7 protein-coding genes are annotated in these 11,841 nt (G+C 36.2%); 4 read left to right on the top strand and 3 right to left on the bottom strand.

Features of this window, described 5'->3' with window-relative positions; translation table 11 throughout:
• The first annotated feature begins 16 nt into the window (after positions 1 to 16).
• Positions 17 to 349 carry a M23 family metallopeptidase gene (locus NZ519_07200; protein MCS7028540.1) on the top strand — a complete coding sequence of 111 codons (333 nt, stop codon included), beginning with the start codon at positions 17 to 19 and terminating at the stop codon, positions 347 to 349.
• A gap of 174 nt (positions 350 to 523) precedes the next feature.
• Positions 524 to 3,358, top strand: coding sequence for a CHAT domain-containing protein (locus tag NZ519_07195; GenBank protein ID MCS7028539.1), 2,835 nt, complete (start codon positions 524 to 526; stop codon positions 3,356 to 3,358).
• A gap of 67 nt (positions 3,359 to 3,425) precedes the next feature.
• On the opposite strand, the gene porU is transcribed toward NZ519_07195, so the two are convergent.
• Positions 3,426 to 7,262, bottom strand: coding sequence for a type IX secretion system sortase PorU (porU, locus tag NZ519_07190; GenBank protein MCS7028538.1), 3,837 nt, complete (start codon positions 7,260 to 7,262; stop codon positions 3,426 to 3,428).
• A 69-nt stretch (positions 7,263 to 7,331) separates the two neighbouring features.
• On the opposite strand from porU, the gene pyrF reads away from it, so the two are divergent.
• Entirely contained in the window at positions 7,332 to 8,252 is a 921-nt protein-coding gene (gene pyrF / locus NZ519_07185; GenBank protein MCS7028537.1) for an orotidine-5'-phosphate decarboxylase, read from the top strand.
• Positions 8,253 to 8,261: 9 nt separating this feature from the next.
• Here the strand turns inward: pyrF and NZ519_07180 are convergent, their stop codons facing one another.
• Positions 8,262 to 8,618: a hypothetical protein gene (locus tag NZ519_07180; protein ID MCS7028536.1), complete on the bottom strand. Its 357-nt coding sequence runs from the start codon at positions 8,616 to 8,618 to the stop codon at positions 8,262 to 8,264.
• A 121-nt stretch (positions 8,619 to 8,739) separates the two neighbouring features.
• On the opposite strand from NZ519_07180, the gene NZ519_07175 reads away from it, so the two are divergent.
• Positions 8,740 to 11,451 carry a CHAT domain-containing protein gene (locus tag NZ519_07175; GenBank protein MCS7028535.1) on the top strand — a complete coding sequence of 904 codons (2,712 nt, stop codon included), beginning with the start codon at positions 8,740 to 8,742 and terminating at the stop codon, positions 11,449 to 11,451.
• A gap of 6 nt (positions 11,452 to 11,457) precedes the next feature.
• Here NZ519_07175 and NZ519_07170 read toward each other — a convergent pair whose 3' ends face one another.
• Positions 11,458 to 11,634 (bottom strand): hypothetical protein, encoded by a 177-nt coding sequence (locus tag NZ519_07170; protein ID MCS7028534.1) that lies wholly within the window; start codon positions 11,632 to 11,634, stop codon positions 11,458 to 11,460.
• Between the last annotated feature and the right edge of the window lie 207 nt (positions 11,635 to 11,841).

Raw genomic sequence — 11,841 nt, 5'->3', positions numbered from 1 at the left:
TCCTACAGGTACACCTATTTACGCAACCGCTGATGGGGTTGTAACCAACAACTCGGACAAAGGAAACGGCTTTGGAATTTATGTAGAAATTGACCATCAATATGGATATGTTACTACGTATGCGCACATGTCCAAAGTAGCGGTTAAAGTAGGGCAGCGAGTAAAACGAGGAGATATTATTGGTTATGTAGGTTCTACAGGCATTTCTACTTCGCCGCATTTGCACTATGAGGTCAAGAAAGACGGAGTAAAGGTTGATCCCGTGCATTACTTTTTCTCTGATATTACGCCGGAGGAGTTTAAGAAGTTAAAAGACGAGGCTTCCGAATACGGTCAATCCTTTGATTAAAGTTTAGGTTTCTATTTTGGACGTGCCTTGCTCACACTTCGCTGCGCTTGCGTGGGCAAAACCAGCATGCTTCGGGCTACGTGCGGAATGCCCCGACCCTTGCGCAGCAAGGGGCACACCCCAAAAACAGAGAATACCTATTTTTTTTAAGCCAATTTTTTATACATTTGAGATATGAAATCAGTTTTTTATTGTGTTCTTACTTTTTTTGTTTTATTTAATTTTGCCCAATCTTGGCAAAGTGCGTATGATAGTTGTGTGAAATATCAAAAACAGCAGCATTACAAAAAAGCAGCAGAGTGGGGAGACATAGCTTTAAGCCTGTATGAAAAACAGGCTGTAACAAAAGATACAAACTACAGTTCTATATTAGAGAGTCAAGTAAATAACTTGTATAACCTTGGAATGTACCAGCAGGCTGAGATACTGGCTAAAAAAGATAGCGCGTATTCAAAAAATAACACAGAAAGGTATATATCTTGCTGTAACGCTTTAAGTTTGATATATCAACGCCAAGGTAAATACTCAATAGCCACCCATGTTTCAAATGAAACTATCAAAATAGCATTAAAAACAATAGGTAAAAAAAATCTTATTTATGCGAATAGTTGTAATAATTTGGGACTATTGCACATGAGCTTAGGTAGATACATAGAAGCAGAAACTTTATTCAAAGAAGGAATGAAAGTGGTTTTGGAGGTAGTTGGAGATAGTCATCCTGAATACCCAAAGTTTTGTAATAATCTTGCTTTTTTGTGTCAGACACAAGGTAAATATCCCGAAGCAGAACTATACTACAAAGAAGCAAAAGAAAAAATTGCTAAAACTTTAACAAAAGAAAGCTATGAATATGTACTTTGTTGTAACAACTTATCTGCTCTGTATATTTTACAAGGGCGATTTTTTGAAGCAGAAGAGTTATATAAGGAATCTAAAAAAATAGTTACAAAAATACTAACGGAAAAACATCCTACCTATGCCAATATCTGTAATAGTCTTGGTTTTTTATACCAAACCTACAAAAAATACTTATCCGCAGAGTCTCTTTATGTTGAAGCACAAAAAATAATACAGGAATTACTAGGTAAGGAACATCCACACTACGCACTTGTTTGTAACAACTTAGCAAGATTATATCTTTTACAAGGAAGATATGATGAAGCTGAACATCTATACAAAGAATCTGCCGATATACACAATAGAATATTTGGTAAAGAACATCCAGATTATGCACAATCTTGTAATGGTTTGGCTGGCTTATACCAAGAGCAAGGTAAATACACCGAAGCTGAACTATTATTCAAGGAAGCCAAAGAAATATTTGCCAAGACACTAGGAAGAGAACATCCTAATTATGCACTATCCTGTAATAATTTAGCAAGGCTGTATGCTGACCAAGATAAGCATAGTAAAGCTGAATCATTATACAAACAAGTCTTATTCATCAAACTTAAAGAAATCCAATCTAATTTCAAAAACCTCTCGGAAAATGAAAAAGAAAAGTATGTCCAAGCAAATATCAACAAATATTTTAATAACTTTCAACTTTTTGTCTTAAAAAGACATTTGCAGAATCCTGCCATTACTCAAGAAAGTTACAATTTAGTGCTACAAACCAAAGGGCTTATTTTACAAAGCACAGAAAAAATCAAAAATCGTATTTTGAATAGCAAAGATGAGGAACTAAAAAAACTATATGTAGAATGGAAACTAACCAAAGACCAATATGCCAAAGCTCAAAATTTGACTATCAATGAAAGAGAGCAAAAGAAAATTAACTTAGACAGTTTGGCACAGCAAGCAAATGAATTAGAAAAGCGGTTAGCCTTAAAAAGTGAGGATTTTGCGCATACTTTTACCCCCAAAACTATAACTTGGAAAGACATTCAAAATGTTCTCAAAAAAGACCAAGCGGCTATTGAAATGGTTAAAATCAATACAAAAGATAGACCTAACGCAAAAGATAGTATTGTCTATATGGCTTTGATTGTTAAAAAAAATAGTTCTAACCCCGAAGTGGTTATACTAAATAATGGGAATGAGTTAGAAAACCAATATATTACCAATTATCGCCGTTCTATAACTGCAAAAACCCAAGATACTGAAAGTTATACCGTTTTTTGGAAACCAATTGCTGAAAGACTCAAAGGAATAAGGACAGTATATTTTTCTCCTGATGGCGTGTATCATCAAATCAATGTTTCTACGTTGTACAATCCTCAAAGCAAAAAATATGTTTTTGATGAAATACAGGTCATAAACGTAACGAATACCAAAGATATTTTGAGCAAGCAGAGTTACACAAGCAAGAACAACTATTTAATTGGCAATCCTAAATTTGACCTACAAATAGAAAGCGAACCGAATAATCAAAAGCCGAAGCAGGAACGTGTATTTGAAGGCTTTTTAGAGGGTTTAAGTCAATTAGAGGGAGCGGAGCGGGAAGTCAAGCGTATTGCTGGTCTTTTACCGAACTCTACGGTAGTAACAGGCGTAGCTGCTACAGAGGAGTTTGTCAAGTCTTTGAAAAATCCGCGTATCTTACATATTGCTACGCATGGATATTTCAAGAAGGGGCAGTATCAGAGCTCTACACAGGCAATGCTCAATGCAGGGCTTTTGTTTGCAGGCGTAGTAGATTATGATAGGATGGAGATGCGTCCATTAGACAAGGAAGATGGAAAATTAACGGCGTTTGAGGTTATGAATATGGAGTTAGACAGTACGGAGCTAGTGGTATTAAGTGCGTGTGAAACGGGCTTAGGTCAAGCGAGTAAAGAAGGGGTATATGGTTTGCAGCGTGCCTTTAAGGTAGCAGGGGCGCGGAGTATTATCATGAGTTTGTGGAAGGTCAATGATGAAGCTACGCAGTTGCTCATGACCAAATTTTATGAAAATTGGCAAAAAAAGGGCATGCCTAAGCGCAAAGCGTTTGAAGTAGCGCAGAAACAAATTCGCAAGCACTATAAACAACCGTACTATTGGGGTGCTTTTGTAATGGTAGAGTAAGTAATATTTCTCTTGCTTTTAAGGACATATAAAGCCTAAGGGAGGTTTCAATAAAAAATAATGCCAATCAGCGAATAATGACTAGCTTTTGATATTGGGAAACAGTTTTTTTGTCTTTTGGACTTTTGAGTTGTATTTTGTAAATATAAGTACCTCGCCCAATTCTATCACCAAAGTCATCTAGTCCGTCCCAATGAATGTTACGCACTTGCGTGCCTTCAGAAATGATATCCTGGTGAATAGTCTTAATTAAGCGCCCCGAAAGAGTATAGATTTGAATAGTTACCTCCAAAAGTTCGTTTGGGCGATTATGCTCAAACCAAAATTCTGTATACGTGGAGAATGGATTAGGATAATTGAGTACATTAGCCAATGCAAGCTCTGCACTATTAGCTACTACAAACTCAGTTACACTTTCATTAGAATTGTTAAACACATCCCAAGCTTTTACGCGCAAAGTATATCGGCCTTCTTTAAGTTTTTCTAACTGATAATTTACTTTACCACTTTGGTAACTATTAAGGTCATAAGTGAAGTACTGATTGAGTATTCGGTTATCTTTTGGATCTTCATTTAAGCGTGCAGTGATATCATGTCCTATACTTGTACCTACTGTATTTATACCGTTTTCGTCGTAAATTTTAGCTAATAGAATAGGTGTGTCATCTACTATTCCACCGCGTACGAAGTTTTCATCATTCATAAACAAATCAATTGTAGGGCCCTGGTTGTCTGCTGGAGGATTAGGATTAGTACCACCTACTAAAATATCTACATTATATCCTCCTCCATCTTGACCTGCCTGACCGTTTTCAAAATAAAGGGAAATTTTACCTTTACCTAGCAAATAGTCAATATCTTTGGGCACTACAAACTCAAAAGCAAACTTCCCTGCACTGATAGAAGCCTTACCTTGAAAAATGATATTTTTAAGAGACTTAAAAGTTTTAGGTTCTACAATAGTATTTTGTATTGCAGGTTTATCAAAAACTGTGGAGTACAAAATTCCATTGTAAGACGTGTTTAAGCTGCCATCAGGATTGCGAATTTCACCTTCTACGCGCATTTTAGTAAGAGCTTTTAAAGTGTCCAAAGTAGCAGTAGAATGCAGACCTACAACTCTAGTAATGACTGCTTTTTTTTCAGGATAGTTCAGTTTCATAGCAGGGTCGCCAAGTAGAGCAAAAGCTGTAGAGTTCAATCCTGACAAGTTCATGCTTTTCATGTAAATTTCGCCAAGTGTAAAGTGGCTGCCATTAGCCATGGTATCAAATACTGATTTGGTAAAATTTTTATTGAGAATCTCGTTAGCACTGGCATATACTAACCGAGTAGTAGTCAACAGAGCTACAGCGCCACCATCCGCCTTTTTGAAAACTTCTATACCGATAGAACTCTTTTCAGGGTCATCATATCTACCGAACTGACAAGTAGCTGTTACCATAAGGGGCATTTTGACAGGATTGCTGAATGTATTTAAATCAGGCATGTTGAACAAGCGTTCATGACCTATACCTTCTTCATTACCATGTCCTGCAAAGTTCAAGATGAGTGTACCTTGTACAAAAGACTCAATAACTTTTTGTTTTACATCAGGTCTACGTTTGCCAACAGCCGTAGATACCACAGGGTAAGCATCGCAGTATAACTTGTTGATGTTGTATTGTGGGTAATTTTGTTCAATAATCTCTGCCACAGCTTCCATTTGGTTGAAATGGACAATCTCTGGCGGGCTGACTAAACCTTCATAAAACATGTCATCCGCTAATAAAGTAACAGTATTACGCCACCTTCCTAAACCTTCTTTACTAGTCTTGTAGCGAATGACTTTGTCTACCATCGCATTAGCTTCAGCTAAGTTCCGAGCAGGAAATCTACCCACACCTATGTCTAATTCATCTACTATACTGCTTTCTAATTTACCATCTACATCGTCCAAACCTGCAATAAACTGGTCAAAGCCAATAGAATTGACAGGACTAAGCGAATTTGAACTTTGGTAAGTAGGTATCAAACAGCCATTTATTTTTGGGCTATAGCCTGCAAAGCCCATTAAAAGAGCATTTTTAGGCAAAAGAATACCTCTATCATAATGCATTTTTAAGAAATCTCGAATAGCTACTACATCTGCTTTACCTGATGCAAATTCGTTATATATTTGCCTTACAGGCACAACAGCAACAGTCATATTATCATGTTCTCTATGAAATTGAGCTAATCGTTCTGCCGCAGGCAATAAACTTTCGTGAGCAATAATATAAAACTCTGCTGGGTTCATACCATGTAAATTTTGGTTAGCTACTTTACCTAAGAGTATTGGTTTCTCCAGTGCATTTTCATTAAAACCTACTATCCAGCGATGTTTAGAAGCATCTACCTTGAATTGAGCAGTTGTACCTGAAAGCGTATAAGGAATAGCTTGTATATCAAAAATATCCGTAACATCCCAAAAAGAAGCGCCAGTAGCATTTTCAACCGTATATTCATGAATATTTCCTGAACCAATGTTTGTCAATTGTGTCATTAGAATATAATTCTCATTAAGATTTGCCTTTTTGACATAGTTGATGCGAACAAAATTTAACCATGCTTCGCCTGCACCATTTTTAGCATAACTAACCGTGAAAGTCAGTGTGGGAGAAGAGATAGTATTGCTATTGATGGTAAGGGTTCTACTGGTAACTATAGCATAATCGGCTACATAGCTTGGATTGTAGGGGCTTAAATTGATACTACTAACGTTACTACCTGCTGAGAGTGAAAAAGTTCCCCCTCCGCCCCGATAAGCCATTTCTGCGTAAGCTACTATATTCGTGCTGGGCGCAATATTGGCAATGTTTATAGTATAATTGTAGCTTGTATTTTGTCCTGTAAAGCTTTCTCCAAACATGATTTTACCTGACTTTAATAAACTGTACAGATCTTTTTCAAAAAATGCATAAGCATTGTAGGTATTGTAGTTGTGAGTTGCAGGTGCAGAGATAGGTGCAGAAGTAGGAATTCGTAGCCCATTACCTGGAATGTCTACCGTGATGAAATAAAAAGTAGTATCAGAATAAATGTTAAACCTGTGAGTAATTTGTGAGGTACCATGTAAAAGCTCATGAGGAGATTGTCCATAGAACAAGATATAGTCGTCAGGATTGAAGACATTATCATTTTCGCCTACTACTATAATGGGATTTTCTTTAAGGTCATCGGGGGGAGTAGTGTTAGCCAAAGTCGGCAACATAGTACCGCCGTTGCCAAATATTCGTATCTGCTTGGGATTGATACTATTTACAGGAAAGCCCAAACTTTGTAAATCGTTGTAAGTAAGCTTATAGATGCCGCTTTTAGTTACGCCTATTTTTGCCCAATAACCTGAAGCTAACACACTATTATTTGCGTACGTACGTGCCCCTGTGGTACGTAAATTCGGATGAGTAGTGTTCCTCAAACTGTATTGTGCTACTAAACGAGTAAGTTTATAGTATTGTCCATTTTCATATTTGAGTGGATATATGCGCAAAGTAACTACTTTCTCTTTACGAATAAAACCATACTGATGCACTTGTACTATTTCAGATTGATGAAAAAAAACATCGTTAGGTTTAAGCGCGGTGTATTCACTACTATTGGAAAGAGGTTGATATTCTTTTTCTATTACTTGTATTTGTGCAATTTCTTGATGATTAGGCAATTTAATTTGATATGTCAAGTAAGGTGCCCATTGCTCCATTGCGTCGGGAAGTTCATGAGCATTTGAAGCATACTCTAAATAAGGTATTTTTTTGTTTTCTTGCCCATTTAAATATGTATACCCTGACCAACGAGGTAAAATAGTAAAAGTATATTGTCCTATTCCGTACTTGATTAAAAAAATCAGCAGAGCAAGAAGGATTAAATACCTATAAGATAGCATATCTAACCACAAAACACAAAGATACGAAAAAAGTATACTAAGTTAGCAAAAAGTGAATACTTTTGCTCAATGGATAAGTTGTTTGCAGACCGTTTGTACGAAGCCATTACACAAAAAAGTGCCCCTATTTGTGTAGGCTTAGATCCTTTTGTAGATCGTTTGCCCGCACATATAATTGAACACAATCGTAAAGTACTTGGAGATACAGTACAAGCCATTACACAGTCTATTTTAATGTTCAATCAAGCTATAATTGATGCGGTACAAGATATTGTTCCTGCGGTCAAACCTCAAATTGCATTTTATGAACAATATGGAGTAGCAGGTTTAGAAGTATATAGACAAACTTGCCTATATGCCCGCAGTAGAGGTTTAATTGTTATTGCAGATATTAAAAGAAATGATATTGCAAGCACAGCCCAAGCGTATGCCCAAGCTTACTTAGGTAAGACAAACATTTTTGGACAAGAAATAGAAATGTTTCCTTCCGATGCTGTTACCATCAATGCTTATTTGGGTAAAGATGGAATAGAGCCGTTTATAGATGCCTGCAAAAAGTACAATAAAGGAGTTTTTGTACTAGTACGGACTTCTAATCCTTCTGCAAAGGATTTTCAAGACAAAGCTTTAATTCATGGTGCTACTTTATTTGAAGCAGTAGCCGAAGAGGTAGTTCATTGGGGTAAAGAGATTATGGGTAATTGTGGATTTAGTAGTGTTGGTGCGGTAGTAGGGGCTACCTATCCTGAACAAGCTAAAAAGTTGCGACAAATCATGCCTAATACTTTCTTTTTAGTCCCTGGTTACGGAGCGCAAGGAGCAACCGCCCAAGAAATTAAATTTTGTTTTGTTCAAGGTAAAGGTGCTATTGTCAATGCTTCTCGTAGTATATTGTATACTTTTGACTCTCAAAAGTCCGAATATTTTGCAGAAAAAGCAAGAGAAGCAGCCATAAAAATGCGATCAGATATTTTGAGAGTGCTTGAATAGAGTGTTCATTCATCTGAAAATATAATTTGATTTTTTATTTTTTGGGCGTGCCCCTTGCTGACGCAAGGGTCGGGGCATTTCGCACTGCGCTTCGCTTCGGTGCTTCGCTAACGCTACGCACTGCCTAACGGCATGCTCCATGCCCCTCACGCAGATAACATAAGCAATTATCTCTTTACCTTGTTTAAGATTGAAGTACAAGTACTTACAAGCTAAAACCTTGCATAACTTACAGAGAAATGAATTTTTCAGAGATCCTTTGCGTGAGGCATGCGAAGGGCGTGCGTTAGCACGGTGCGGAGCGAAGCGTAGCACCGAAGCGTCAGCGTAGCCCGTAGCACGCCGACCTTGTGGGCAAACGCCCACAAGGGCACGCCCAAAAAAGAACTCATAAAACACAAATAAAAAGAGTTAAAGAAATATGCAGTTAATAAATTCAGTATTAGTACTTATTATTGTGCTAACTGAAATATCTTAATTTTGCTAGATGAATATGAAGAAGTTTTATATTTTAGCAGTACTTGCCCTCACTTCTCATTTCTGTACAGCACAATACTCTATAAAAGATAGTTTTTATCTGACCCACCAAAACTATGAATACAAGAAATCTATTAACTTAGGCAATAGGCTCATTGCCACACTATCCGAAAAAGATAAAAAAGATACTGCTTATAGCAATATCCTTAACCTTCAATTTAGAAATTACTTGTTTTTAAGAGATCATAAAAAGGCATTGATTTGTGCTAAAGAAGACAGTATCCTGCAATATGCTTTCAATAATCTAAAAGACAGTATCTATTTTGTGCTTAAAGCCAGAGCTATCAATAACTTAGGTATAGCTTATAAAAACCTGTATGAGTATAAATTAGCTGAGCATTGTTACTTGTATGTTTTAGAGTATGTAAAAAACAATTTAGGAGAGTTGCATTTAGCATATTCTAACGCATGTAATGATATTGGGTTATTGTATTTTAATACACAAAATCTATCCAAAGCTGAACTATTTTTGAAGAAATGCCTTGAAATAGACGCTAAACTGATAGGTAAAAATCATTTAGATTATGGACTTACCTGTAACAATCTTGGTTTGCTGTATTTATATGTTGGGAACTATGAAAAATCTATGTACTACTTTAAGCAGTCCATGGATATCTATAATTTTCATAAAGCCTTCAAGCACCCCCGTTATACACAGGTCGTTAACAACCTAGCTACCTTGTATAACAGATTAGAAAAACATGATTCAGCTCTCAACTTGTACAAGAAAAACCTGGCTACTATTGAAAAAATTTATAGCAAAGAACACGATGAGTATTTTTTTACCTTGTATAATATAGCCAAGACTTATTTCTATACCCACCACGTAGACAGCAGCTTTTTTTACATCAATATTATTTTGCAAAGTAATAACATAAAAAATAACCGTAAGTATCAAAATCATGCATCGGAACTAATGGTAAAATACCTATACAGAATAAAAGAATATCTAAAAGCAGATAGCTTGTGTGATGTATTATCAGACTATGAAACAAAAAATGAACCTTACAAGGTAACTAATACTATTCATTCACTACAATGCAAATTAAAAACTACCCGGGTTTGTAATGATACCGTCATCAAAAAAGCCGAAAGAATCTTGAATAATGTACAATATCATATTGATAACAATCTTTACACATTTTCTGAGAGCGAAAAACAAAAGTTTTTTGAGGAGTTCATGTATTCGGCATATTTTATTATTCTTTCGGCTGCTGTACATTACAATCATCCCGCATTGAATCAAATTGCGTATAACATGGTAATAAAAAGTAAAGGTTTGTCTTTGTCTGATTTTGAAAAAGTGAAAAAACGGATTTTGAATAGTAACGACCAAAAAATTAAAGAAATGTATTTTGAATGGAAAGCTCAGAAAGCAAACTACGGCAAATTAGCCAGTTTACCCAAAGATGAGCAGATGAGAAAAAAAATCAACTTAGACAGTCTAAAAAACTTAATCACAGAGATGGAGAAAAAACTTTCGGTTCAAAGTCAAGATTTTCAACACGTATTCACGCCCAGAAAATACGACTGGCAAGACATCAAAAATGCCTTAAAAAATAAACAGGCATGCATTGAAATATTTAGAATAGAATCATTAGAAAACACATCAAAAGATAGCACAGTCGTATATGGTGCTTTAATTATTAAGAAAGACTCACCCGCGCCAGATATTTTGATTTTCCCTAATAGCGCCAATTTAGAAAAACAGTTTTTTACTAACTACCGCAGAAGTATAAAAAATAAATATACTGACACATTAAGCTATACAGTTTTTTGGAAACCTCTCTATGATAAACTTAAAGACATAAAAACAGTTTATTTCTCTCCTGATGGAATATATCATCAAATCAATGTATCTACTTTGTACAATCCTGAAACAAAAAAATATGTATTGGATGAAGTTCAAGTTATTCATGTAACTAATACCAAAGATATTTTGAACCAACATACTTATACAACTAAAAATAACTATTTAATAGGTAATCCTAAATTTGACCTGCAACTGAACATAAAAGAAAATGAAAAAACAAAACAAGAACGTACTTTTGAGGGTTTTTTAGAAGAATTGAGTCAGTTAGAGGGTGCTGAGAGAGAGGTCAAACAAATTTCAGCTTTTTTACCTAATGCTACTTGTGTCATAGGGGCAGATGCCACAGAGGAATACATTAAGTCCATTAAAAATCCACGTATATTGCATATTGCTACGCATGGTTATTTCAACAAAGGTCAGTATCAAAGTTCTACGCAAGCCATGTTAAATGCAGGTCTTTTATTTGCGGGTGTAGTATCGTATGATAGAATGGAAATCCGCCCTTTTGACAAAGAGGATGGCAAACTTACAGCTTTTGAAATCATGAGTATGGAATTAGACAGCACGGAGTTGGTTGTATTAAGTGCATGCGAAACGGGGCTGGGTCAGACGGGAAAAGAGGGAGTTTATGGCTTACAAAGGGCATTTAAGGTGGCAGGAGCGCAGAAAATTATTATGAGTTTGTGGAAGGTCAATGATGAAGCAACGCAGTTACTCATGACCAAATTTTATGAAAATTGGCAGAAAAAAGGTATGTCTAAACGCAGAGCTTTTGAAACTGCACAGAAATCGCTTCGCAAACAGTATAAAGAACCGTACTACTGGGGTGCATTTGTAATGATAGAGTAATTAGACTTATGGATGCAGATTATGGATGGCAGATTTATGAAACGATGCATCAAGTCTAAAAAATAATTTTACTTTTGGGCGTGTCCCTTCGCTGCGCTCGGGTCGGGCTACTGCGCACTGCGCGTTCGCTTCGGTGCTACGCTGCGCTTCGCACTGCCTAACGGCATGCTCCGTATCCCTCACGCAAGCTGCCTTTGGACGTTTTACCTTGTTTTTACATATATTCTTGCTTTACCTTGTTTAATGGTTATTATCAAGTACTTACAAAGTTAAATTCTTTTAGCTTGCTTTAACTGCATTCATTTTATCTTGTTTTGTATTGATTTTCAAGAACATACAAGGTTAAACCTTGAACGCATAGACTTTTTGCAACCCTTTAACCTTGATTCT

It is taken from the genome of Bacteroidia bacterium (assembly GCA_025056095.1).
In the GTDB taxonomy this organism is placed as follows: Bacteria; Bacteroidota; Bacteroidia; order JANWVE01; family JANWVE01; genus JANWVE01.
This window is presented reverse-complemented; position numbering and strand designations above follow the sequence as displayed.

Excerpts from the sequence above, each read along its gene's own strand:
- NZ519_07195 (MCS7028539.1), top strand. The coding sequence starts at position 524 with ATGAAATCAGTTTTTTATTGTGTTCTTACTTTTTTTGTTTTATTTAAT.
- porU (MCS7028538.1), bottom strand. The coding sequence starts at position 7,262 with ATGCTATCTTATAGGTATTTAATCCTTCTTGCTCTGCTGATTTTTTTA.
- pyrF (MCS7028537.1), top strand. The coding sequence starts at position 7,332 with ATGGATAAGTTGTTTGCAGACCGTTTGTACGAAGCCATTACACAAAAA.
- NZ519_07175 (MCS7028535.1), top strand. The coding sequence starts at position 8,740 with ATGAATATGAAGAAGTTTTATATTTTAGCAGTACTTGCCCTCACTTCT.